Annotated in this window: 19 protein-coding genes, 1 tRNA gene and 4 pseudogenes; 6 read left to right on the forward strand and 18 right to left on the reverse strand. The window is 67.6% G+C overall.

Features of this window, described 5'->3' with window-relative positions:
- Positions 1-31 precede the first annotated feature (31 nt).
- Positions 32-580, reverse strand: a complete 549-nt coding sequence (locus MICSW_RS10425) for a TetR/AcrR family transcriptional regulator (protein WP_464495664.1) — start codon at positions 578-580, stop codon at positions 32-34.
- A 38-nt stretch (positions 581-618) separates the two neighbouring features.
- On the opposite strand from MICSW_RS10425, the gene MICSW_RS10430 reads away from it, so the two are divergent.
- Positions 619-978 carry a darcynin family protein gene (locus tag MICSW_RS10430; protein ID WP_292725777.1) on the forward strand — a complete coding sequence of 120 codons (360 nt, stop codon included), beginning with the start codon at positions 619-621 and terminating at the stop codon, positions 976-978.
- On the forward strand, positions 975-1,724 hold the full coding sequence (locus MICSW_RS10435; protein WP_464495665.1) for an SDR family NAD(P)-dependent oxidoreductase: 750 nt from the start codon (positions 975-977) through the stop codon (positions 1,722-1,724). Before MICSW_RS10430 ends, MICSW_RS10435 begins: the two co-directional genes overlap by 4 nt.
- 162 nt (positions 1,725-1,886) lie before the next feature.
- Here the strand turns inward: MICSW_RS10435 and MICSW_RS10440 are convergent.
- The 13 genes and pseudogenes from MICSW_RS10440 to nhaA form a co-directional block, all read right to left on the reverse strand.
- A tRNA-Leu gene (locus tag MICSW_RS10440) sits at positions 1,887-1,959 on the reverse strand.
- Positions 1,960-2,013: 54 nt separating this feature from the next.
- Positions 2,014-3,389: pseudogene (locus MICSW_RS10445) on the reverse strand (NAD(P)/FAD-dependent oxidoreductase).
- Between the two features lie 23 nt (positions 3,390-3,412).
- The gene (locus MICSW_RS10450; RefSeq protein ID WP_464495667.1) at positions 3,413-4,717 is read right to left on the reverse strand and encodes a S8 family peptidase; all 1,305 of its coding nucleotides are present in this window, start codon (positions 4,715-4,717) and stop codon (positions 3,413-3,415) included.
- Positions 4,714-5,264 (reverse strand): annotated as a pseudogene (locus MICSW_RS10455) (DUF501 domain-containing protein). The gene MICSW_RS10450 and the pseudogene MICSW_RS10455 overlap by 4 nt, the downstream one beginning before the upstream one ends.
- Before the next feature lie 97 nt (positions 5,265-5,361).
- Positions 5,362-5,895, reverse strand: coding sequence for an FtsB family cell division protein (locus MICSW_RS10460; RefSeq protein WP_228177024.1), 534 nt, complete (start codon positions 5,893-5,895; stop codon positions 5,362-5,364).
- A gap of 35 nt (positions 5,896-5,930) precedes the next feature.
- Positions 5,931-7,211: a phosphopyruvate hydratase gene (gene eno / locus MICSW_RS10465; protein ID WP_228177023.1), complete on the reverse strand. Its 1,281-nt coding sequence runs from the start codon at positions 7,209-7,211 to the stop codon at positions 5,931-5,933.
- A 105-nt stretch (positions 7,212-7,316) separates the two neighbouring features.
- Positions 7,317-7,985, reverse strand: coding sequence for an O-methyltransferase (locus MICSW_RS10470; protein WP_464495671.1), 669 nt, complete (start codon positions 7,983-7,985; stop codon positions 7,317-7,319).
- A 124-nt stretch (positions 7,986-8,109) separates the two neighbouring features.
- Positions 8,110-9,129, reverse strand: coding sequence for a DUF1648 domain-containing protein (locus MICSW_RS10475; RefSeq protein ID WP_464495674.1), 1,020 nt, complete (start codon positions 9,127-9,129; stop codon positions 8,110-8,112).
- Positions 9,126-9,563: a GntR family transcriptional regulator gene (locus MICSW_RS10480; RefSeq protein ID WP_464495676.1), complete on the reverse strand. Its 438-nt coding sequence runs from the start codon at positions 9,561-9,563 to the stop codon at positions 9,126-9,128. Before MICSW_RS10480 ends, MICSW_RS10475 begins: the two co-directional genes overlap by 4 nt.
- Before the next feature lie 54 nt (positions 9,564-9,617).
- Positions 9,618-10,457 carry an SGNH/GDSL hydrolase family protein gene (locus tag MICSW_RS10485; protein ID WP_228177019.1) on the reverse strand — a complete coding sequence of 280 codons (840 nt, stop codon included), beginning with the start codon at positions 10,455-10,457 and terminating at the stop codon, positions 9,618-9,620.
- 68 nt (positions 10,458-10,525) lie between these two features.
- Positions 10,526-11,776 carry a histidine--tRNA ligase gene (hisS, locus tag MICSW_RS10490; protein WP_228177180.1) on the reverse strand — a complete coding sequence of 417 codons (1,251 nt, stop codon included), beginning with the start codon at positions 11,774-11,776 and terminating at the stop codon, positions 10,526-10,528.
- Positions 11,777-11,807: 31 nt separating this feature from the next.
- Positions 11,808-12,506: a MazG nucleotide pyrophosphohydrolase domain-containing protein gene (locus tag MICSW_RS10495; RefSeq protein ID WP_228177018.1), complete on the reverse strand. Its 699-nt coding sequence runs from the start codon at positions 12,504-12,506 to the stop codon at positions 11,808-11,810.
- Positions 12,503-13,678, reverse strand: coding sequence for a Na+/H+ antiporter NhaA (gene nhaA, locus MICSW_RS10500; RefSeq protein ID WP_464495677.1), 1,176 nt, complete (start codon positions 13,676-13,678; stop codon positions 12,503-12,505). Before nhaA ends, MICSW_RS10495 begins: the two co-directional genes overlap by 4 nt.
- Positions 13,679-13,845: 167 nt before the next feature.
- On the opposite strand from nhaA, the pseudogene MICSW_RS10505 reads away from it, so the two are divergent.
- Positions 13,846-16,532 (forward strand): annotated as a pseudogene (locus tag MICSW_RS10505) (phosphoenolpyruvate carboxylase).
- Positions 16,533-16,591: 59 nt separating this feature from the next.
- Entirely contained in the window at positions 16,592-16,765 is a 174-nt protein-coding gene (locus MICSW_RS10510) for a hypothetical protein (RefSeq protein ID WP_228177015.1), read from the forward strand.
- A gap of 4 nt (positions 16,766-16,769) precedes the next feature.
- Here MICSW_RS10510 and MICSW_RS10515 read toward each other — a convergent pair whose 3' ends face one another.
- The gene (locus MICSW_RS10515; RefSeq protein ID WP_464495679.1) at positions 16,770-17,369 is read right to left on the reverse strand and encodes a gamma carbonic anhydrase family protein; all 600 of its coding nucleotides are present in this window, start codon (positions 17,367-17,369) and stop codon (positions 16,770-16,772) included.
- Positions 17,370-17,453: 84 nt separating this feature from the next.
- On the opposite strand from MICSW_RS10515, the gene MICSW_RS10520 reads away from it, so the two are divergent.
- Positions 17,454-18,239: a siderophore-interacting protein gene (locus tag MICSW_RS10520; protein WP_464495683.1), complete on the forward strand. Its 786-nt coding sequence runs from the start codon at positions 17,454-17,456 to the stop codon at positions 18,237-18,239.
- Here MICSW_RS10520 and MICSW_RS10525 read toward each other — a convergent pair.
- Positions 18,236-19,231 (reverse strand): IS481 family transposase, encoded by a 996-nt coding sequence (locus tag MICSW_RS10525; RefSeq protein ID WP_292801103.1) that lies wholly within the window; start codon positions 19,229-19,231, stop codon positions 18,236-18,238. The two genes, MICSW_RS10520 and MICSW_RS10525, sit on opposite strands and share 4 nt — an antisense overlap.
- Positions 19,232-19,397: 166 nt before the next feature.
- On the opposite strand from MICSW_RS10525, the gene MICSW_RS10530 reads away from it, so the two are divergent.
- Positions 19,398-20,292, forward strand: a protein-coding gene (locus MICSW_RS10530) for an IS5 family transposase (protein WP_464495685.1) whose coding sequence is annotated in 2 segments (ribosomal slippage) — positions 19,398-19,748 and positions 19,750-20,292 — 894 coding nt in all. Because the reading frame shifts where the segments join, the coding sequence is not laid out codon by codon here.
- On the opposite strand, the gene mfd is transcribed toward MICSW_RS10530, so the two are convergent.
- The gene (gene mfd / locus MICSW_RS10535) at positions 20,289-23,903 is read right to left on the reverse strand and encodes a transcription-repair coupling factor (RefSeq protein WP_464495688.1); all 3,615 of its coding nucleotides are present in this window, start codon (positions 23,901-23,903) and stop codon (positions 20,289-20,291) included. The genes MICSW_RS10530 and mfd overlap by 4 nt on opposite strands.
- Before the next feature lie 35 nt (positions 23,904-23,938).
- Positions 23,939-24,522, reverse strand: a pseudogene (gene pth / locus MICSW_RS10540) (aminoacyl-tRNA hydrolase).
- Positions 24,523-24,528 lie beyond the last annotated feature (6 nt).

Raw genomic sequence — 24,528 nt, forward strand, 5'->3', positions numbered from 1 at the left:
TCGAACCCATGCGGCAGCCATCCACACGCCACTAGAGGTCGACGAGCGCTCGAGCGAGCCGCCGCACGGCCGACTCCACGCGCGCAGTGTCTCCCGTCACGTAGAGATCGAGAGCGAACCCCTTCAGTCCGCTGACGAGGAGGGTGGCGCCCTCACGCGGATCACCACTGTAGGCCGGGTGGTGCTCAAGTGCTTCCGTAACGCGGTCGAGCCACTCCGTGGTCGTTGCCAGAGCGAGAGGTCGGAGTGTCTCGTCGTGAACGGCAAGCGCCATCACTTCGAGCGTCAGCATGACGCGGGCTCGTTGACTCCCCTCGGCCATGGCGTGCCATATGCCGAGGATGGTGTCGTCGAGGCGCGCGCTGGTGTCGAACAGGGGCACACGGGGCGCGCTTGCCGCGAGCGCCTGGGTGAGCAGCTCCTGCTTCGAGCCGAAGTGGTGAATGAGCATCCGATCACTCGTTCCCAACGCGTCCGCGAGGGGTCGCAGTGAAAGTCCGGCGACTCCGTGCCCGATGATGTAGTCGACAGTGCCGTCGAGCAGTTCCTGTCGTCGCTGCGCATCAATGGGTCTCGCCACTCCTTGACTGTAGCAGTTGCTACATTTACGCTCGCCTCATGATTAACGAAGCAGCTGCTACAGAAACCCGATTCGTCGTCTTCGTCCATCTCACGGCACTCCCCTCCTGGCTCCGCCTCCCCCACGAACGACGCGCCGCCGTCCGTGCCGACGAACTGCTCACCGCGTTCGCGGCGCACCCCCGAATCCACACCCAGTGGATCGACGTGGAGTCCTACTCCGCCGCGTCGTCCGACATCCTCATCGCCCACGTGACCGACCTTGCGGACTGGAATCTTCTCTTCGAGAAGCTCCGCGACACCTCCTTCTTCTCCGAGCCGTACTTCCGCGTCGACCAGATTCTCGTGGGGATCGAGGACGGCTACCGCGCCGCAGAGACAGGCGCCGGTGCTGCGTGAGCGCGCCGACCGCGCTCACTGAGCGTGTGCTGATAACGGGCGGCACCCGCGGGTTCGGATGGGCCCTGGCGCGCCGGATGCAGAGCACGGGCGCCCTCGTCGCGGTCTGCGGACGATCCGTCGAAGCCGTCGCCGCGGCGAACGCGCACGGACTCACCGGGATCGTCGCGGACGTCGAAGATCCCGGTGATCGGCGACGTCTCATCGAGACCGCCGCCGATCACCTCGGTGGATTGACGCTCCTCGTGAACAACGCAGCGACGCAAACCGGCATCCGGTTCGACGCGGACACATCCGCGCAGGCCGAGCAGGCCTCGCTCCGCGAGATCCGAGTCGATTTGGAGGCACCGCTCGCCCTGACCGCCCTCGCGCGCCCTCATCTCGAAGAACAGTCATGCGCTGGGGTCGCCTTCATCACGAGCACGCTCGGCTTTGCGCCCAAACAGTCCGCGCCCGCCTACTGCGCCGCCAAGGCGGGACTCGCCGCATTCGCCCTGTCGCTTCACTACCAGTGGGCTAAGAGCCACCCCCAGTTGAGCTCGATTCGCATCATGCTCCCGCTTGTGGATACCGATATGACCCGCGGTCGCGGGAGCGGCAAGATATCGCCCGAGGATGCTGCCCAGCAAGCGGCCCAGGCGATCGAGCGCGGCAAGGACGAGATCGTCATCGGTCGTGCACGGATCCTGACCACCCTCCACCACATCGCCCCGGGAGCGGCCGCCCGCATCACCCGCAACGAGTGACACACCCGCACACCCCCAGTGTGGCTCTCGAACCCCGCCCCACCGCCACTCCACGCGCCGCTGCGCAGCGCGCAGAGCCTCCGGCGGCGTGGGCCCGAGTGGGCTTCTCGCCCACCAAAGCGACACGGCACCCCGCCGCGCTGCGCGCGGCACGGTGCCGTGTACCCCCGGTGGGACTCGAACCCACACTTGAGCGATTTTAAGTCGCCTGCCTCTGCCATTGGGCTACGGGGGCGCGCCGTGATCAGCGATCCCACGCTACCCGCAGGGGCGCCCGCGACCGACAGTGTCAGGACTTCGCGGCGACCTTCTCAGGCTCCGACTCGGCCGGCTTTGGCTTCGGACGCGCCGCAAACTCCTCGAACACGTACCGCGGGTGCTGCACGGTCGACAGGTTCACGATGTCACGGCCGAGCCAGAGGTTGTTCCACCAACCCCAGATGACCCGCCACTTGCGCTCCCACGACGGCATCGCCAGGCCGTGGTAGCCGCGGTGCGCAAGCCAGGCGATGAAGCCCTTGAGCGCAAGCTTGCCCGACTGGAATACACCGTTGTACAGACCAAGACCCGCGACGGCGCCGAGGTTCTTGTGCACGTACTCGACGGGAAGCTCGCCGCGCAGGACCGCGGTGATGTTCTTGGCCATGAGCTTGGCCTGACGCACGGCGTGCTGCGCGTTCGGAACGCAGTACCCGCCGACGCCACCGCCCGTGAGGTCGGGCACCGCCGCAACGTCACCGGCGGCCCAGGCACCCTCGACGATCTCATCCTCGCTGCCGACGCGAAGGTCGGCGCGGGTACGGATGCGGCCACGTTCCTCGACGGGCAGGTCGCTGCCCCGCACGACTGTCGGGTTTGCCATGACACCGGCGGTCCAGACGATCAGATCGCTCGGGATGACCTCCCCGGTGGAGAGCTCGACGTTGCCGCCGACCGCTCCGGTGACCTGCGTGTCGAGGTGGACTGCTGCACCGCGCTCACCGAGTGACTTCAGGACCCACTTGCTAGTCTCGAGCGAGACCTCGGGCATGATCCGGCCCATCGCCTCGACGAGGTGGAAGTGGGTCTCGTCGAAGCTCAGCTCGGGGTACTTCTTGAGCAGAGCGGATGCGATGGAGCGAAGCTCGGCGAAGACCTCGATGCCCGCGAACCCACCACCCACGACGACGACGGTGAGCAGGCGCTCCCGCTCGGGTCCGGGGGAAGAGTCGCTGCCTTGTCAAAGTTCGAGAAGAGCTTGTCGCGGATCGCGACGGCCTCTTCGATCGTCTTCAGCCCCATGGCGTTGTCGGCGATCCCGGGGATCGGGAAGGTGCGCGAGACGGCGCCCGCGGTGACCACGATCTGGTCGTACTCTTCCTGCCACGGCTCACCGAGGGCCGGAGTAACCGTCGCTACCTTGTTGGCGTGGTCGATTCCGGTGATCTTGGCCGTCACGACGCGCGTGCGCTTGAGGTGACGACGCAGCGACACCACCGAGTGGCGAGCCTCGATCGAGCCCGCAGCGACCTCGGGAAGGAACGGTTGGTAGGTCATGTACGGAAGCGGGTCGACGATCGTCACCTGTGCTTCGCCGCGGCGAAGGTGCTTCTCGAGTTTCCAGGCCGTGTAAAAGCCGGCATACCCTCCGCCGACAATAAGGATCCTGGGCGTGGTGTTGCTCACGATGGGAGAACTCCTGAGATGTTTCAGCGGCGGGGGGCGCGGGACGCCAATCGGACGCGTCGGACAGCAGCGGTGACGCCGAGCGCCACCAGTATAGCCGCGACCGTGCCCGCCGTCAGCGGAACAGTCCCATACAGCAGTGACTCGGTACTCGGCAGCAGCGGCGAGGCCGCAGCCTGCTGCTCCACGGGAGGGAGGGGTTCGACTGCGGCGGGGGGAACTGTCGGCTCGGGATCGGGCACGAGATTTGCCCGACGGTAGATGGTGATCCACTCCGCGAGGCTCCCCAGGGGGTTCTCGCTGACCGCGGGTACGGATGCCGTCACCGCGGCCTGCGCATCCACCAGGCCGTACCCGTAGAGCGGATCGGGAAGCTCCGTCACTCCGGCGGGCGGGGTCGCGGTGCGGATGATGTGATTGATGACATTGTCGGCATCCATGTCGGGATAGGCGGAACGCACGAGTGCGGCAATACCCGCCACAATCGGGGCAGCACCACTGGTGCCGGGCCATTCGACCACGGTGCCGTCGGCAGAGACGCCCAGGAGCTTCTCGCTCGGCGCAACGACAGCGATCGTGATGCCCTGCGTCGAGGCGTCCAGGCTTGCGCGCCCCTGCGGATCCACTCCGCCGACCACGAGAACACCGGGGATCGTTGCCGGGGCACCGACGACTCCCGTCCCGCTCCCCCGGTTTCCGGCGGCCGCGACGACCACGACATCGTGTTCGAAGGCATACATGAATGCGTCGTCCCAGCTGCGATCCCAGTCCGGGGTATTCGTCGTGAACGACAGGTTGATGATGTCGGCGCCGTTGTCGACAGCCCAATAGATCGCCTGAGCGATCTGCTCCGTGAAGGGGACGGATGCCGACACACCGAATCCCACCGAGATCGACAGGAGCTCGGCATCCGGTGCCACACCGATCATGCCGGTCACAGGGCTTGTTCCGCGGGAGGCGGCGAGGGACGCGACCCAGCTGCCGTGATCGGGGTCTCGCGCTCCCACGGGCGTGCGACCGTCCGGCGACCCGAGGCCAGAGACATCCGTGCCGCCGACAACTCCCGAGAACTCCGGGGGTCCTTTGCCGATTCCGGTGTCGATGATGGCGATCTTCACGCCTGCGCCCGTGGAGGTTTTCCAGGCGTCCCGGATGCCGTAATCGTCGAGCCAGTACTCCGCCGCCCGGAGCGGGTCGGCCTCAGACGGCGACGGCGAGGGGGGAACGGTGAAACCGGGCAGCGCGATGATGCCGACGATCGCGAGCGTCACGGCTGCCAGCCGCCCGAGAGAGCGGCGGCGGGTCTCTGGCGCCGTCGCAGCGCTCACGCGATCTCCTCGGAAACAGCCTCCACCGGGCGGATGGCAGCTCCCGGGTCGGTGCAGACGCAACGATCCGGGGACCAATCTGACAGTGCCAGCGCCCGGTCCCCGATCGGGTTCACCCCGGCCCCGCGGCAAGCGAGTGCGCCAGCACAGCGTGCAGACACTTCACGCGTGTCGGCATGCCGCCCGCCGAGATACCAGCGATCTCCTCCGGGTCGCCGTACTGGGCGCGGTCCTCGAGATAGCTCTGGTGCGCGAGACGGTAGACCGCCGCGATCTCGTCGTCCACATCGAGCTGGTCAGCCAGCTCACGCATGGTGTGGTCGGCCTCGAGCACCGACATCGCGGCCGTCGCACCCGGATGCGTCAGGTAATAGAACGTCGGAAACGGCGTGCCGTCGGGAAGTCGCGGGGCGGTGGCGACAACCGTCGGGTTTCCGCACGCGCAACGCGCGGCGATCCCGAGCACGCCTCGAGCCGGGCGACCCAGCTGCTCGCGCAGAACGGCGAGTTCAGCCTCGGTGACGGGAGCGAACGGAGGCCTGGACACCTCTCCAGGCTACCGATGAGCTCCTGAAGTTCGGCTGCGTGTCCTGCGGCGACGCAGACTCGTCAGACAGTTGCTGCTGTCCGAACCCGAGCGCCGGTCACGGCGCGACTGTCGACTCCGAGGGAGTCGGCTCAGGATCGGGGATCCCGATGACCGGAAGCGCGGCGGTCTTCGCGAGCCCCGCCGCGGTCACCGAGCGCACGAGCTGCGACATCCAGTCGGTCGTGGTTTGCACGACCTCATCGCTCACGGGCGCCTGCTCTGCGGGTATCGCCGAGTCGGGAAGATCATCGTCGACGAGATACACGACCTCACCGGGGCGCACGTAATAGAGCCGCTCCCGAGCCTGCGTCGTGATGTAGGCCGGGTCCTGCCACCGGTCTTTCTCGGTCTCGAGAGCTGCGATCTCGTCCTGAGTTACCTGCACAGCCTGTTCGAGTGCCGCGATCCGCTGCCTCTGCTCGAGGTAGGTGCCCACGGTCGGAACCAGGACGAAGGCCGCGAGAACGACGAGGCCCAGCATGATCACCATGAAGCCTGAGAGCCGGATGCCGCCGAGCCAGCCCCGCACGTCGACGCGGCGCGCCGAGCGAGCACCGCGGGAACGAGAAGGGGGAGCCGGATTCGTCATCGCGGCTCCCCTCTCGTCAGGTCAGTTCGAGCGCATCAGCCCTTGAATCGCGGGAAGGCTCCACGACCGGCGAAGACCGCCGCGTCGCCGAGTTCTTCTTCGATGCGCAGAAGCTGATTGTATTTCGCGACACGCTCGCTGCGGGCAGGCGCACCGGTCTTGATCTGACCGCAGTTCACGGCGACCGCGAGGTCGGCGATCGTGGTGTCTTCGGTCTCGCCCGAGCGGTGCGACAGCATCGAACGGTAGCCGTTGGAGGTGGCAAGAGCCACGGCATCCAGGGTCTCGGAGAGCGTGCCGATCTGGTTGACCTTCACCAGCAGCGCGTTAGCAACACCCAGGTCGATGCCGCGCTGCAGGCGGCTCGGGTTGGTCACGAACAGGTCGTCACCGACCAGCTGCACCTTCGAGCCGATCGCGTCGGTGAGAGCCTTCCACGCGTCCCAGTCGTCCTCGGCGAGCGCGTCCTCGATCGTGACGATCGGGTAGTTCGCGACGAGGTCCGCGAAGTAGTCGGTCAGCTCAGCTGCCGTCCACGGCTTGCCCTCGACGGTGTAGACACCGTCGGAGAAGAACTCGGTGGCAGCGACATCCAGACCCACGGCGATGTCTTTGCCGGGGGTGAAGCCGGCCTTCTCGATCGCCTTCATGAGGAAGTCCAGGCCCTCGCGGTTGCTGGGCAGGTCGGGGGCGAAACCACCCTCGTCACCGAGGCCGGTCGAGAAGCCCGCAGCCTTCAGCTCGCCCTTGAGGACGTGGTAGGTCTCGGTGCCCCAGCGCAGCGACTCGGCGTAGGTCTCAGCGCCGATGGGTGCGAGGAAGAACTCCTGGAAGTCGATGCCGTTGTCGGCGTGCTCGCCACCGTTGATGACGTTGAACAGCGGAACGGGCAGCACGTGCGCGTTGGGTCCGCCGAGGTAGCGGAACAGCGGCAGGTCGGCGCTGTCGGCCGCGGCCTTGGCGACGGCCAGGCTCACGCCGAGGATCGCGTTCGCGCCGCAGCGCGACTTGTTGTCGGTGCCATCGGTCTCGATGAGGATCTCATCGACGATGCGCTGCTCGCTGGCATCCACGCCCTCAAGCGCGGGGCCGAGTTCGTCGATGACGGCAGCGACGGCCTTGAGCACGCCCTTGCCGCCGTACCGGCTCTTGTCGCCGTCACGCAGTTCATACGCCTCGAATGCGCCGGTGGATGCACCGGACGGGACGGCCGCCCGCTGAACGGTGCCGTCTTCGAGGAGGACTTCCACCTCGACGGTCGGGTTGCCGCGCGAATCGAGAATCTCGCGCGCGCCTACAGCCTCAATCAATGCCACGAAAGGACTCCTTGTTTGGGAGGGTTGTGTCGGAGCGTCGTCGGTCCGACATCGAGTCTAGTGACGACGGATGCTGCGCCACAGGCCCGCTGGGCGGAGAAAAGCTCAGACCACCACCGCGAGCGCGATCCCATCCCATCCCTTGCGGTCGAGGGTCTGCAGGGCAGTCGCATCGAACCGCGGATCATCGCGGAGCATCTCGAGTCCGCGCCGGGTACCGACGACCTGGCTGGTCGTGTCGAGCGGATCGGCGACCTGGCCGGATCGGCCGATGTTGTCGACGACGACAACGGTTCCCGGACGCCCGAGGCGCGCAGCCCAGTCGAGGTAGAGCGTGTTGGACTCCTTGTCAGCGTCGATGAAGACGAGGTCGAACGGGTCGCCCTCCGCGAGGGTCGGCAAGACGTCAGCGGCCTTCCCGACGCGGACCTCAACGCGATCTCCGACGCCCGCTCGATCGAGGTTGGCGCGCGCGATCGACGCGTTGACCGGTTCCGCCTCGATCGTAATCACCCTCCCCCCAGCGGGAAGCGCGCGGGCCAGCCAGATCGTCGAGTACCCACCGAGCGTGCCGACCTCAAGCACCCGGCGGGCGCCGGCGATTCTTGCGAGCAGGTGCAGGAACTTGGCGTTCACGGGGGCTACCTCGATCGCCGGCAGCCCAGCGCTGCTCTGATCGGCAAGTGCCGCCTCGAGCGCAGCATCCTGCTCGACAAGAGTCTCTGTCAGGTAGTGATCGACACGCGTCCACGCATCCGGAGTTGGCACTGTCATATCGCCAGACAACCGCGCCGGAGGGGGCGAGGTCAACGGGTTCGCTCTGGTGCGAGTGGTGGCTGGCGCCGGAATTGGTCGGTAGCGGCACTCGTGGCGACCCGGGTGGCCTGCTGGTCGTTGGTCACTTCTTTGCCTCCTCACGGGCGCGAAGGCCCTCAATCGCCGCCGCAGCCGTTGCGGCGTCATCGACGGTCACGACAAACACGCGCCCGCTTCTCTTGGCGATCTCGAGCGCCTCGCCGCGACGCAGAACGACGCCCGTCCGGCCGTCCAGCGCGGTGCGCACGCCCCACCCGCCGAAGTCCGCCAGCGGGTTGACGAGGATGGCGCGCACGGCAGCGATCTCGGTCAGCGGAACGTGGAAGCGCGGAACACCGAGATAGCTGATCACCCGCACGCCGGAGTCGTCGACCCGCACCCGGAAGAGGCCGGTCGCGGTGATCGCGAGCCCCACCACAAGAGCAACCGAGAGCAGAATGGGCCAGGCTGATCCCCCAGCAAGAGCGTCGAACACCGCACCACCCAGGAGGAGGATTCCGAGTCCGAGGAGGATGACCATCCCGAGCCGGGACATCGTGACGCTACGCATCCACACGACGCGCTCTCCCGGTGCGAAGGTGGGCACATGGCCATCGTCGGCGACTGCGACGGTCCCGCCGCTGACAGTCACCGCCGGCTGCAAGAACCACGCGAGAACGCCGAGGACGACCCCGGCGACACCGCCGGCCAGAAGTGCGGGCAGGACGCCCGGCGCTGCCTCGCCGGTCACCAGCCCGCGCTGCGCCAGCGTTGCCCAGGTGGTCAGGACGAGGATCGCCCCGACCACTGCAGGCGTCATCGTGCCGAGGAAGCGCATCGTCGGCCCCCACTCGCCCTCACGCGTCCCCAGGAGCGCGAAGACTCCAAGGAGTGCCGTGAGCAGGATGCCGAAGCCTGCGCTGAACAGCGGCACGACCCACGGGGGCGCGAACCCGTCGGCCTCCCCGGCGGCATTCCAATGGATCGCGACCGGGTCGGGCAAGGATGGCAACGCCGCGACCTGCACTCCGACGGCGACGGCCGTCAGGACGAGCGGCAGGGCGATACCCAGCCACAGGAATGCGCGACGCGCACGCGCGAGCGCGGCGGAGTTGTCGGTCATGAGGTCTCCTCTTCGGATGGGCGGCAAGCGTCGCGCGAGTCGCTCGCCAGGTTGTCGGGCCCGCCGATCACGCCGTCAGGGGTGCGGGCATTCGCATCCACAAGAAGAGAAGCGAGCGCTCCCGGAGCGATTCCAAGATCGCGAGCCCGCTGGGCGAGGGCCAGAACGTCGTCGTGGAGCTCGCGAAGCGCGGCGGCGGCATCCGTTACGACGGCGCCGCGGCCGCGGCGCAGATCGATGACACCTTCGTCTCGCAGGTGTTGGTAGGCGTGAAGCGCGGTGTGCAGGTTGAGATCCAGCGCGTCCGCGACCTCGCGCGCGGAGGGGAGCCGGTCACCCGCTCGCAGGCGACCTCCCGCGACCGCGCTCCGGACGGACGCGGCGATTTGTTCCCAGAGGGGAACGTCTCGCGAGGGGTCGATGCGAATCAGCACTCTTTTATTCTAGTTGCAATAGAACAATTACAAAAGATGATCGACGGTCGTGCCTCAATTCGAAGGCACTCCCTGGATTCGCGGATGGCGGGTCGCTGCGCTCGTTCTCCCATAGCCCAAGGAACCCGCGACCGCCGGAAGGAGGGCCTCGGCAGTGCGCCGATAGCCGAGCGGGCTCGGGTGGAAGCGGTCCAGGCTGAACATCTCATCGGGCTGCGAGATGAAGAACGGTCCGACCGCGTGACGGAGCGACACGGCGTAGGCGCCGGCGCCGACCGCGGCCTCCTCCTGCGCGTCGGCGAGCTGGCGCGACATCCTCGACCCCAGCGATCGCAGGGGTTGCGGCACCGGCCGCAGCGCGCCGAGGTCTGGGCAGCTTCCCACCACGACCTGCGTACCCCGTCCGCGCAGCCGTTCGATCGCCGCGACAAGGTGCCGCACGGAGGTGGATACCGCGACGCGGTGCGTGATGTCGTTGCCGCCGACCACGATGACTGCGACATCCGGCCGATAGTCATCGGCGAGCTCGTCGAGCTGGGCTCCCAAGGCCGAAGACTCCGAGCCGACGACCGCCGCAGTGCGCAGCCTCACGGGGCGCTTCGCCTTCTTCGCCAGTCCGATCGCCAGACGTGCGCCGAGCGTCTCTTTGCGCCGTTGCGCGCCGAGACCCGCGGCGATCGAGTCACCCAGCACGAGAAGCTCGATCGGGTCACCCTCGAGCTTTCGGCGCCACACCCGATCGGCCTCGAGCGCGTCCTCACCGAGCGGTTTGCCGATGAGTCGCCGGGCCTGCGCGGCCTGGCGATCGAGCAACGCGCGCGCGGCAAGGGCCGTCGTCGCCGCGGCGCCCACCACCGCCGCTGCCCACAGCGCCCCGGTCGTGATCCGGCTCATGGTGCGATTTGAGCCGCTCGATCTGAATCGCCGCTGACGCACCGGTGAACGAACGAGCGGTAAACGGATCAGCCGAGCTGCTTGAGCTCGAGGGTGTCGATGGTCGCTCCCGGGCGGACTGCCGCGAAGTGGGTGTACCCGTCGGCGGTCGCGCGATCCAGCAGCGGCTTGAGGTTCTTCGGGCGCTGCTCGAGGCGCACGCGACTTCCCCGGGCCACGAGCGCTGACTTCAGCGCGACGAGCTCAGCGAGCTCGACCTCCCGGTCGTGAACGAGCACGACGGCGTCAATGTCGTCATCGGCTGCGTCCGCGACGAGGTCGACGAGCCGTTCGAAGCCGAGCGAGAACCCGACGGCGGGAACGTCCTGGCCGAGGAACCGGCCGATCATGCCGTCGTAGCGACCCCCGCCACCGAGCGAGTAGGACACCAGCGGGTGGGCGATCTCGAAGATCGTGCCGGTGTAATAGCCCATGCCGCGAACGAGGAACGGATCGAACACCAGCGGAGCCTCTCCCCCGCGGGCAACCGCGACTGCATCGCCGATCGCGGCGAGGGCGCCGATGGCCTCTCCCTCGAGCCCGTCGGGCAGCGCTGCACGGATCTGCTCCTCGTCGAAGCCGCTCACGGTGCCCTTTTCCCGAGCCAAGAATTCCGCGAGGGCGTCGACCGCTTCGGGCGCCGCCGAGCGTTCACGCAGTTCGGTCGCCACACCCACCGCACCGATCTTGTCGAGCTTGTCGATCGTGATGAGCACGCCCGGACGCTCTGCTTGGGGAAAGCCGAAGTGATCGAGCATCGCATCCAACAGACGACGATCGTTCACGCGCACAATGCCGCCCTCGAGCCCCAGCGCGTCCAGCGCGTCGAGGGTGGCGGTGATGAGTTCGGCTTCGGCGCGCGACGAAGGATCGCCGATGATGTCGATGTCGCACTGCACGAACTGCCGGTATCGACCCTTCTGAGGCCTTTCGGCACGCCAGACCGGCGCGATCTGCACGGCACGGAACACGCCCGGAAGCTCGGCCCGGTGGCTCGCGTAGAAGCGTGCAAGCGGCACCGTCAGGTCGTACCGCAGGCCGAGGTCCGAGAGCGCTGCGGGGTCGTCGGCTGCCGCCCGGATGCCGTCGGCATCCAGTCCGCGACGAAGGACGTTGTAGGCGAGCTTCTCGTTGTCACCACCGATACCGGCGTGCAGCCGCTCGTAGTCTTCGACGACCGGAGTCTCGATCTCGTCGAAGCCGTGGGCGCGGTAGCGCTGTCGGATGACGGCGAGCACGCGCTCTCGGCGAGCCTTGTCGGCGGGGAGGAAATCGCGCATGCCGCGCGGCGGGGTGACGGGTGGCACCGGCCTATTCTTCCAGGTCGGCAGGCTCCGCTTCGGCAGCCCGGATCTCCCCCGCGAGCGTGCGCAGTCGTTGGCGCAGTGCGCGCTCGGCATCCCAGCCGTGATCCCGGGCGGTCGAGACGAGGGCGAGGAGCGCGTCGCCGAGCTCATCTTCGGACGCAGGAGTCGCCGGCGGTGTCGCGTCGGCGCCACCACCGAGTCGCGGTGATGTCAGTGCGGGCAGCGACCCGGCCTTTCCCACCAGTTTCTGCGCGAGCGCGAGTGTCGGCATCCGTTCGCTCACGCCATCCAAGACGCTCGTGCGAGCGCGCTTCTCTTCGGCTTTGGCGGCGTTCCACAGCACCAACACCTGCTCGGGCGTCTCGGCAGTTTCGCCGGCGAAAACGTGCGGATGCCGGCGCACCATCTTGTCGGTGAGGGTGCGGGCTACATCATCGATGTCGAACGGGTCATCGCTGTCACGCGAAGCGATCTCGGCGTGGAACAGCACCTGCCACAGCAGGTCGCCCAGCTCCTCCCGCAGGTCGGCTCGTGTCCCGACCTCCACCGCATCGATCAATTCGGCGCTCTCCTCGACGAGGTAGGGCACGAGCGCCCGGTGATCGATCTGCTGGGTCCACACACACCTGTCGCGCACCGCTCGCATCGTGTCGGCAGCCCGGCGCAGCGGGTCCGCTGAGGTCGGCTCGGCCGGGTCGGTCATGACGTCGCTGCTTCGCTCGGTTCACTGACGGAACTTGCCCGCCGCCGGTAGTGGCGAGCGCGCGTCGACACCAGGATGCCGGCGATGATCACCGAGATCAACGAGCCGGAGAGCACACCCAGGACAGCCTCGTCGGTGAGGAGGTCGTTGCCTTCGAATGCGAGTTCAGACAGCAGCAGCGACACTGTGAAGCCGATGCCCCCGAGCGCGCCGGCGGCGATGAGGTCAGCAAGCGGCAACCGCGGCATCGCGGGGTCGTGCGCAACACGTTGCGAGATCCACCCGAACAGCGAAATGCCGAGGATCTTTCCGACCGGCAGCGCGATCAGGATGCCGTAGAAGGCCGGCGTGAGTTCTTCGATCGAGACGGCCGGGATGATGACGAGTGCCGACGAGAAGGCGAACAGCGGGAGCACGATGACGTTGACCCACGGCTCCATGGCGTGCCGCGTGTGAAGCGCGGGCTGCTGGGCCATCGCAAGGCCCAGCGCGACGCCGGCGATCGTGGCGTGAACACCCGACAGGTAGACCAGAACCCACGTGCCCGCGGCAAGCAGCAGAAGGATCGGGATGAGGGCGGCGCGCGCCCGGGTATCGAGCTTGCGGCTCAGGTACCCGAAGATCACGACGAGCACTGCCGCAGCGGCAAGGAGAGCGATGTTGACGCCGTCGGTGAAGAGCACCGCGATGAAGATGATGCCGACGATGTCGTCGAGGATCGCGAGCGCGAGCAAAAAGATCCGCACGCCCGAGGGCAGACCTTTGCCGAAGACCGCGAGGACGCCGAGGGCAAAGGCGATATCGGTGGCTGTCGGGATCGGCCATCCGTCGGCTGACTCCGTGCCCCACGCGAACGCGAGGTAGACCGCGATCGGCACGATCACGCCGCCCGCCGCGGCGATCGCGGGCTGCAGCGCCTTGCGCGCCGAGTTGAGCTGTCCGTTGGTCAGCTCGAATTGCAGCTCCACGGCGACGACGAAGAAGAACAACGCAAGAAGTCCATCAGCGATCCAGTGACCCACCGAGAGCTCGAAGACGCCCGGGATGCCGACGTAGGTGTGCTGCAGTTCCTGCACACTGTGGCCGATCGGGGAGTTCGCGATGATGAGTCCCGCGGCAGCAGCAACCAGCAGCATGATGGCGGGAAAACGCGCAGAGCGAAGCAACGACATGGAGTCCTTTCGGGGGATGCGGCAGCCGACGCCGACCAGACTTCCCGGCTCTCCGCCCCCTATCCTACCGGCGGGGCCCGATGCACCTCGAAGCCGACTCGGGTCGCACCCGTCACGACTCGTCACACGTCACCTTGATGAAACACCTGGCAGATACGGTGGAATCCATGTATGAACTGACCCGGACCGAAGCCATCGACCTCGTCGGCCGATACGAAGCGGGTCAGGAGATACCCGAGCAGATGCGCGCCGATGTGCGCCTGCTCGGCTCGCTCCTCGGTGAAGTGCTCCGCGAGAGCGGGTCGCCGGGGCTGTTCGAGGATGTCGAGCGCCTGCGCCTTGCGACCATCCAGGCCTACACGGATGAGACGCCCGAGGCTTTCGCGCATGCCACCGAGGTTGCCGAGTCATTCTCCATCGAGCGTGCACATGAGGTGGCCCGCGCGTTCACGGCGTACTTCCACCTCGTGAACCTCGTCGAAGAGCACCAGCGAGTGCGGATCGTGCGCGAGCGCGACGGCCGCCCTGACAGCGAGGGCGCAGCCGACTCGATCGAGGCCGCGTACGCGCGCCTCGCAGACGAAGTCGGTGAGGATACCGCGCTCGCCCGCCTGCAGGCGCTGCGCTTCCACCCCGTCTTCACGGCGCACCCCACCGAGGCGCGTCGCCGGGCGATTTCTTCCAGCATCCGTCGCCTCGCGGGGCTGCTGCAGGAGCACGACGACCGCCTGCGCGACGGCAACGACACGGCGCGCCTGGAACGGCGGATGGTCGAAGAGATCGACACCCTGTGGCGCACAGCCCCGCTGCGACCTGAGAAGCCGTCGCCGGTCGACGAAGTGCGCTCGGTCATGGCGATCTTCGACGAGACGCTCTACACCGTGGTCCCCGCCGTGTATCGGCGCCTCGATGACATGCTGCAGGGCACGAACGCGGGTGGTCGCGCACCGCTCGTCGCCCCCTTCGTGCGCGTGGGCTCGTGGGTCGGCGGCGACCGCGACGGAAACCCGTTCGTGACGGCATCCGTGACCCGCAAGGCCGCTGGCATCGCCGCCGAGCACATCCTGCTGGGGCTCGAGCGCACGACGCAGCGCATCGGGCGAACCCTCACCCTGGATGCCGAGACCACGCCACCGTCCGACGCACTGGTGACCCTGTGGAAGCGGCTGAAGGCTGCAGACGAAGAGGCAGCTACCGAGATCGCGAAGCGGTCGCCGAACGAGCCGCACCGCCGCATCCTGTTGATGCTCGCGCGCAAGATCGACGCAACGCGGCTGCGGGATGCCGACCTCGCGTACCGCGAGCCGAGCGAGTTCCTCGCCGACCTGCGCACCGTGCAGGACTCGCTCGTCGCAGCGGGGGCTGCCAGGCAGGCCTACGGTCACCTGCAGCAGCTGATCTGGCAGGTCGAGACCTACGGTTTCCACCTCGCGGAGCTCGAAGTGCGGCAGCACTCGGCTGTGCACGCGAAAGTGCTGGCCGAGCTCGATGCGGCTGCCGGTTCGGCCGGCGAGCTTTCGGAGCAGGCCGACGAGGTGCTCGAGGTCTTCCGGACGATCGCGTTCCTGCAGGAACGCTACGGTCCGGCAGCGGCGGGCCGCTACATCGTGTCGTTCACCCAGTCCGCCGAAGATCTCGCGAACGTCCATCGCCTCGCGCGCCACGCGGTCGGCGAGGACGGACGGATGCCGGTGCTCGATGTGATCCCGCTGTTCGAGACCTTCGCTGACCTGCAGGCTGCACCGGGCATCCTTGCGGAGATCGTGCAGCATCCCGAGTTCGCGGACAGGCTGGAGCGCACGGGTCGGCGCCTGGAGGTCATGCTCGGCTACTCGGACTCGTCGAAGGATGTCGGGCCGGTCGCCGCGACACTCGCGCTCTATGAGGCGCAGGCCGACATCGCCGCCTGGGCGAAGGACGAGGGAATCGAGCTCACGCTCTTCCACGGTCGTGGCGGTGCGCTCGGCCGCGGAGGCGGCCCCGCGAACTCCGCGATCCTCGCGCAGCCGCCGCACTCGGTCGATGGCCGGTTCAAGCTCACGGAGCAGGGCGAGGTGATCTTCGCTCGCTACGGCGACCCCGAGATCGCGATGCGCCACATCGATCAGGTAGCTGCAGCTGCGCTGCTGGCATCCGCACCCTCGATCGAGCGGCGCAACTCGGGCGCTGCGCGGAAGTTCGCCGACGTCGCGGCGACGCTGGATGCGACATCCCGCCAGCGCTTCTTCGACCTCGTGAAGGCCCCGGGGTTTGCGCCGTGGTTCGCCCAGGTCACCCCGATGGAAGAGATCGGGCTGCTCGCGCTCGGCTCTCGGCCAGCACGCCGCGGCCTGTCGGTCGAGTCCCTCGCGGACCTGCGCGCCATCCCGTGGGTGTTCGCCTGGGCGCAGGCGCGCATCAACCTCGCCGGATGGTTCGGCCTGGGCACCGCGCTTGACGCCGTCGGCGACGAAGACCTGCTGCGCGAGGCTTACGAGCAATGGCCGCTCTTTAGGACCATGATCGACAACGTCGGCATGAGCCTTGCCAAGACAGACCCGCGGATCGCGCGCCGCTATCTCGAACTCGGCGACCGCGACGACCTGGCAGGCCTCGTCCTCGACGAGATGACGCTGACCCGCTCGTGGGTCGTGAGGCTCACCGGGGGCGACGAGGTGCTTGCCAACAAGCCTGTGCTGCAGCGTGCGGTGAAGCTCCGTAGCCCCTATGTCGATGCGCTGTCGCTGCTTCAGCTGCGAGCGCTGCGCGGGCTTAGGGACGCCGCGGCATCCGATGCCCCGCGGACCCCGATCAGCAGCGCCTTCTGCTGCTCTCGGTGAGCGGGGTCGCGGCGGGACTGCAGAACACCGGGTGATCCTGCGCGGATCGCGCGTCGCTGCCAGCGGTGTCGGTGGGCAGGGTTAGCGTCTGGGCATGGCTATCACGACCGTCGAGACTTGCCCGCTGTGCGGCACCGATGACGTTCGCGTCGACGACGTGGCTTGGTTTGCCATCGCGTTCGATCGCCGGGCCGAACTTCACGACGATGTCGAGACGCAGGATGCCGTGGTGTTTCTGTGCCGCGAATGTGGCGTGAACTGGGACTGACCGCTCAGTCGAGGCGAACGTCGTCGGCGTGCCGCGCGAGACTCCGGCCGTAGCGCTCCGTGAGCTGGACCATCAGATCCGGCGTCTCGCGGTCGAGCCCGAACACGTAGCCCGGGAAGTCGAGGTCTTTCTGCGCTTCCCAGATCTCGTCGTGCCGGTCGGGCGAGTACAGCTGCGCCGGATTTCCGACGGCGATCCACCCGATCGGAACGACCGTCCCCGCGGGAAGGACTGTCCGCAGGTGCACGACGGCATTGATGCGAACTTCGGCTCGCTCCCCGATCCGCGCGCCGTTGAACACGCGCGTGCCTGTGGCGAGAAACACTTCGTCGGCGATCGACGCGCCCGAGATGCTCGCCATCGGCCCGACCAGCACGTGGTGGCCAATGTGCACGGCATCCGTCGCGCTGGCACGGATCAGCGCGTTCTCCATGACGATGACGTTTTCGCCTATCGTGATGGGGCCGCCTTCGGCCGTAATGACGGCGCCGTGCAGGACCTGGGAATTCGCCCCGATCGTGACATCACCCGAAATCACCGCGCTGGGCGCGATGACGGCCGTGGGGTGGATGCGGGGCTGCGCCCCGAGGTGCTCGAACCGCATCGTTCCTCCTCGATCGGTGTCAGCGTACCGCGCCGGAGTTCCGCACCACCCCGGACTGTTGCGAGCGGCGCTACCGTTGTGGGGATGGCACTTTCCTCCCGAACCACGTCCCGCGCGCCCCGACCGACGATCGAGTTCACCGTTCTCGAGACGACCTGGCTGAACCCACACCTTGTGCGCGTCCGCCTCGGCGGGCCCGGCTTCGTTCAGTTCCAGGACCGGCCCGAGACCGACAAGTACGTGAAGCTGAAGTTCACGACTCCCGAACCCGAGTCACACCCCGTGACGCGAACGTACACGGTGCGCCACGTCGACCGTGCCGCGCAGGCGATCGACGTCGACTTCGTCATCCACGGCGACGAGGGACTTGCAGGTCCCTGGGCAGCGACGGTGGAGCCTGGCGCGACGATCAGTCTCATGGGGCCTGGCGGCGGCTACTCCCCCGATCCCGACGCCGACTGGCATCTGTTCGCGGGTGACATGTCGGCAGTTCCCGCCATCGCGGCCGCACTCGAAGCTCTCCCCGTGCACGCGGTGGGCGCGGCGATCATCGAAGTCGACACCGAGGCTGACATCCTCGACCTCGATCACCCAACCGGCGTCGACGTCGTGTGGATCAGCAACCCGGATCATGCCGTTTCGGCGCTCGCTGACGCCGTCCGGACGATCGACTGGCGCGAGGGACGCGTTCACGTCTTCGCCCACGGCGAGCGCGAAGCGATGAAAGAACTCCGCCGCGTGTTCTTCGACGAGCACGCCCTCGAGCGCGGACAGGTATCCCTATCGGGATACTGGGCCCGCGGCCGTACCGAAGACCGATTCCAGGCCGAAAAGCGCGAGCCGATCGGCCAGATCCTTCCGCCCGCCTAGGTGTGATGTCCAGGCAGGTTGTTGAGTCTGCTGAAGGGTGGGGCTCCGATCGCGGAGTGGCGCCTGTGCTGATTGTAGAAGTGCAGCCAACCGGGCAGCGCGGCGCGACGCTCGCTGTCTGAGGAGTAGAACCGGGCGTATGCCCAGCCGTCGGCGAGGGTACGGTGGAACCGCTCGATCTTCCCGTTGGTCTGTGGGCGGTAGGGGCGGGTCCGCTTGTGTCGGATGTTGAGCATGGCGCAGGCGTCTCGCCAGGCGTGGGAACGATAGGCCGATCCGTTGTCGGAGAGGACCCGTTCGACGGTGACGCCGTGGTCAGCGAACCATGCGACGGCGCGTTCGAGCACGCCGATCGCGGTGACTGCCTTCTCGTCCGTGCAGATCTCGACGTAGGCGACGCGGGAGTGATCGTCGAGCACGGTGTGCAGGAACGCGGTGCCGATGTTGGGATGGCCTTTCTCGGTGTATCCGGCGCCGGCGCGGGCGGCGCGCTGCTTGTTCTGCTTGCCTTGTTGCTCGCCCACGTATCGCCAGCCGCCGCCGTCGGGGATGTTGCCGAACTTGGTGACGTCGACGTGGATCATCGCCCCTGGATGGTCGTGTTCGTAGCGACGGATGGGTTCGCCGGTGACCCGGTCGATATGGCTGAGCCGGTTGATCCGCGCCCGCACCAGCACCGCATGCACGGTCGAGGCCGAGATGCCGAGCTCGCCGGCGATCTGCGCTGGACCCAGTCTGCGACGCCACCGTAACCGTAGGATCCGCTTCACCGTCGCGGGCGGTGTCTTGGTGGGCATCGAGCGTGGTCGGCTGGACCGATCAACCATTCCCGCGGGCCCTTCGGCGCGGAACCGGGCCGCCCACTTCCGGGCGGTCGGCGGGGAAGTCATGAACATCTTCGCCGCGACGATGACAGGCCAGCGCTCTTCGACTATGAGCTTGGCCAGCCGCAGTCGAGCGCGCGGGGTGAGAGCAGCGTTAGCGTGGGACAAGAAGGCCTCCTGTGTGCGTGAAGCGGTTCCTAGACAGCTCCACTCTCGCAACGGGAGGCCTTCACCCGTCACCAGATCACACGCGATTCACGCAACAACGTCCCTGGACATCACACCTAGGGCGTGTCTGACAAAGGTTGAGGGCTTCGGCTGAGAGTCTCGAGGGGTGTCGCGGTTTCAGATGCTCTCGGATGGTCAGTGGTCGTTGATCGAGAGGATGCTGCCGCGTCCCACGGGCCGGCCGGGGCGGAAGTTCTCCGACGCCCGCACCATGGTGGAGGGGATCGTCTACCGGTATCGGACGGGGATCGCATGGCGGGATCTGCCGGAGGTGTTCGGTCCGTGGCAGACGGTGTGGACCTGGCATCGCCGGATGGCATCGGACGGGACCTGGGACCGGGTGCTCGCGAAGGTCACAGCCGCAGCGGACGCGGCCGGGATGGTCGACTGGTCACTGTCGGTGGACTCCACGATCGCACGGGCGCATCAGCACGCGACGAACACGACCCGCCTCACAGGGGGCTGGATCGAACTACAAGGATCTGACGCTCGAGCCGCCTGACCATGACATCGGCCGCTCGCGGGGCGGCCTGTCGACGAAGATCCACCAGCTCGTGGACGGCAACGGGCTGCCGCTGGTGACGCTGATCACACCGGGGCAGGCCGGGGACTCGCCGATGTTCCTGCCGTTGATGGCGCAGCTGCGGGTCGGCCGCGACACCGGCCGGCCGAGGACCCGGCCTGACGCGGTCCGGGGTGACAAGGCGTACTCGTCCCGCGCGATCCGAGGACATCTGCGCTCCCGCGGAATCAAGGCCGTGATCCCCGAACCCGACGACCAGAAGGGCCACCGAAAGCGGCGCGGATCACGAGGCGGCCGCCCGGTCGGGCTCGATGTCGCCGACTACAAGAATCGGAACGTGATCGAGCGGCGCTACTGCCACATCAAGCAGTGGCGGGGACTCGCGACCCGGTACGACAAGCACGCCGTGATCTACCGCGCCGCGATCGTCCTCAACGCCGTCATCGCCTGGACCAAGGCTTTGTCAGACACGCCCTAGGCGTCGGCAGGTGCGGTAGCGGGTGACGGCTCGGGCCACAGCTGCCCGAGAAGCGTGTCGACCCATTCGATGAGGTCGGCATCCGCCACCGACTCGCCGCTGGCCCGAGGCAGCGGCACGACCACAGCCTCGCCACCGGCCAACAGCTTCGCTGCGGGATACAGCCGCTGCAGGCGGACACGCATCGAGTCCTCCAGTCGCGCCGGAGCGATGCGCAGGTTCGGACCCATCGCGACGACATCCGTCAGACCTGCGCGCGCGGCGCGGCGACGCAGCCGGGCCATCGACAGCAGCCCGGCGACGTCGGTCGGCGGCTCGCCGTAGCGGTCGGTGAGCTCCTCGACGACAGCGTCGATCGCGTCATCCTTGGCGCTCGCGGATGCCGCCGCCGAGAGCTTCTGATACGCCTCGAGACGGAGCCGCTCGCTGTCGATGTAGTCCTCGGGGATGCGGGCCTGCACGGGCAGCTCGAGCCGCAACTCGGCGGGGCCCTCGACGTCCTCGCCGCGGAAGGTTGCGACAGCCTCACCGATCATCCGCAGGTAGAGGTCGAACCCGACCCCGGCGATATGCCCGGCCTGCTCGGCGCCGAGGAGGTTTCCGGCACCGCGCAGCTCGAGGTCCTTGAGCGCAACCTGCATCCCACTGCCCAGATCGTTGTTGACGGCGATCGTTTCGAGTCGGTCGGCAGCGGTCTCTGAAAGCGGCTTCGTGTCGTCGTAAAGGAAATACGCGTAGGCGCGCTCCCGGCCACGCCCCACACGGCCGCGCAGCTGGTGAAGCTGTGACAGTCCGTACTTGTCGGCCCGGTCGATGATGATCGTGTTGGCGTTGGCGATATCGAGGCCCGTCTCGATGATCGTCGTCGAGACGAGTACGTCGGCCTTGCGCTCCCAGAAGTCGTCGACGACCTGCTCGAGCTGATGCTCACCCATCTGCCCGTGAGCGACCACGACCCGCGCCTCCGGCACGAGCTCTGCCAGTTCGCTCGCTACCCGCTGGATCGAACTCACCCTGTTGTGGACGTAGAAGACCTGACCCTCCCGCAGCAGCTCCCGGCGAATGGCCGCCGCAATCTGCTTGTCATTGCGAGCCCCGACATACGTGAGGATCGGATGCCGGTCTTCGGGTGGTGTCTGCAGCGTCGACATCTCCCGGATGCCTGTCACGGCCATCTCGAGCGTTCGAGGAATGGGGGTGGCGCTCATCGCGAGGATGTCGACATTGGTCTTGAGCTTCTTCAGGGCGTCCTTGTGCTCGACGCCGAACCGCTGCTCCTCATCGATGATCATGAGTCCGAGGTCCTTGAAGATCACCTTCTCGGTCAGGATCCGATGCGTACCGATCACCATGTCGATGGTGCCGTCGGTGAGGCCCGCCAACGTCTCCCGGGCCTCCTTGTCGGTCTGGAATCGCGAGAGTGCCTTGACCTTGACCGGGAAGCCCGCGAAGCGCTCCGTGAACGTCTCGAGGTGCTGCTTGACCAGCAGCGTCGTCGGAACGAGCATCGCTACCTGCTTGCCGTCCTGAATGGCCTTGAATGCGGCCCGCACGGCAACCTCGGTCTTCCCGAACCCGACATCCCCCGACAGCAGCCGGTCCATGGGGATCGGCCGCTCCATGTCGGCCTTGATCTCATCGATTGTCTGCAGCTGATCCATCGTCTCGGCGAACGGGAAAGCCTCTTCGAGCTCACGCTGCCACGGCGTATCCGGTCCGAAAGCGTGCCCCTTGGCCGCCATCCGCGCCGAGTAGAGCTTCACGAGTTCAACGGCGATATCGCGCACCGCCTTGCGCGCACGGCCCTTCGCCTGGGCCCAGTCGCTGCCGCCCATCTTTGAGAGGGTCGGCGCCTCACCGCCGACGTAGCGCGAGAGCAGGTCGAGCTGGTCGGTGGGGACCATGAGCTTGTCGCCGGGGTACCCCCGTTTGGACGGCGCGTACTCGAGCACGACATACTCGCGCACGCTCTTGACCGGGTTTCGGCCGCCCGACGACACCTCACGCTTCGCGAGTTCGACGAACCGTCCGATCCCGTGCGTGGCGTGCACGACGTGATCACCGGGAGTCAGCTGGAGTGGATCGACGACGTTCCGGCGCTTCGACGCGAGCTTCTTGACCACACGGCTGTCGCCACCGATCGTGCGTCCGTAGAACTCAGACTCCGTCAGCACGGCCAGGCGGGCGTCCTCGAGCTCAAAACCGCGCTCGAGCTGTGCCACCGCGAGTGTGGCCCGGCCGGGCTCGGGTGCGGCATCCGCGTCCTCGACGAGCGCTGCCGCAATCTCCCGCTCCGCGAGAACGTCCCTGGCGCGCTCAACCAGTCCCGCGCCGGATGCCGTGACCACGACGCTCCACCCGGCGGTCACGAGGTCGCCCACGTAGGCGGTGGCCCCCTCGACGTTGCCGTGGAACGACGGCACCGATCGTGCGGGAATCCTCACTGGCGCATCGCCGAGCATGTCCTCACGGTCGTCGGCGAGCAACCCCTCGGCTGCCGCATCGGCAGCTCCCGAGTCGAAGGGACTCAACGTCCACCACACGCCGGCACGTTCGTGAACTGCCTCACGTAGCGCCGCGATAGTCAGAAAGTCGCCAGCGCCCAGATCGATCGGCGTGTTCGCGCCAGCTGTCGCAGCGCTCCACGCGGCCTCGAGAAACTCCCGGTTGGTCTCGGCGAGAGTCCGGGCGCGTGTGCGGGATCGCTCGGGGTCCACGAGAGCAACGGCAGACCCCGCGGGCAAATAGTCGACGAGGGTCGCCATCCGCGGCACGAGCGCCGGCGTCAGCGACTCCATCCCCTCGGCAGGGATCCCCTCCGCCATCTTCTCGAGCATCCCCTGCAGGCCCGCGAACTCGCCGGCCAACTGCCGTGCACGAGCGCGCACATCAGCGGTGAGCAGGAGTTCGCGCCCGGGAAGCAGATCGACGGCTTCGACGGCCCCGGGCAGCGAACGCTGGTCGGCGACCGAGAACGTACGGATCTGGTCGACCTCGTCGCCGAAAAACTCGACGCGGTACGGGTGATCGGCAACGGTCGGGAACACATCCAGGATGCCGCCGCGCACCGCGAACTCGCCGCGGCGTGAAACCATGTCGACGCGGTGGTAGGCGAGCTCGACCAGGCGCTCGACGATCAGCGCGAGATCGTGGCCGCGCTCGCCCGCGCGCAAGCGCACCGGTTCGACGTCCGCTAGGCCCGCCGCCAACGGCTGAAGCGCCGCGCGCACTGACGCGACGACCACAATCGGGGCGGAATCGGGCGACGACGCGATGCGCGCAATCGTCTCGAGCCTGCGCCCGACGGTCTCGGGGCTCGGACTCAGGCGTTCGTGCGGCAGCGTCTCCCAAGCAGGAAACTGCAACACGGCGGCTTCGGGAAGGAGCGCGCGCAGCGCCGGCATGAGGGACTCCACGCGGCGGCCGGTCGGCGCGATCGCCAGCAGCACCGGCGGCTTACCGGAGTCTCTGCGCCGACGAACGAGTGCGCTCAGCAGCGGAGCATCAAGACCATCGACCACCGAAATATCGGCATCCACGGCTGCCGCCGCAACCACATCCCGGAAGTGCTCGGAGCGGTCGAGGGCGCGCGAGATCCCGGGAAAAGTCACCGGACGATTCTAGGCCGCCCGGTAGGCCGCCGGGTTCACGGCCGAGGTGCGTGGTACACCTGCTGGGCTGCGAGGAGACCTTCATCGACGAGTCGCTCGACCGCGTCTGCGGCATCCGAGACGGCAAGCGCGAGCTCTTCGCGCGCCGAGGCCGGGAAGGGCTGCAGCACCCAGTCGGCAGGATCCTGACGGCCGGGCGGCCGACCGATCCCCACGCGCACCCGCGGAAACTCCGGGGTGTTCAGGGCCTTGGCAACATCGCGCACGCCGTTGTGTCCGCCGTGCCCGCCGCCGATCTTGAGCCGAACGGCGTCGAACGGGATGTCGAGCTCGTCGTGCACGACGACGACACGTTCGGGGGGATCCCGTAGAACTGCGCGAGACCCGCAACGGGACCCCCCGAGACGTTCATGAACGAGTTGGGCTTGGCGAGCACGATCTTGGGTCCACCCGGTCGCAGCCACGCTTCGGCCACGCGAGCGTTCGCCTTGTGGGAGCGAAAGCCCTCGCCGCGCCGAGCCGCGAGCTCATCGACGACGAGCTGCCCGATGTTGTGGCGGGTTCGCTCGTACTGCGGACCGGGGTTGCCCAGGCCCACGATGAGCCACGCGTCGCTCACGGCAGC

Source organism: Microbacterium sp. SW12, from assembly GCF_055391095.1.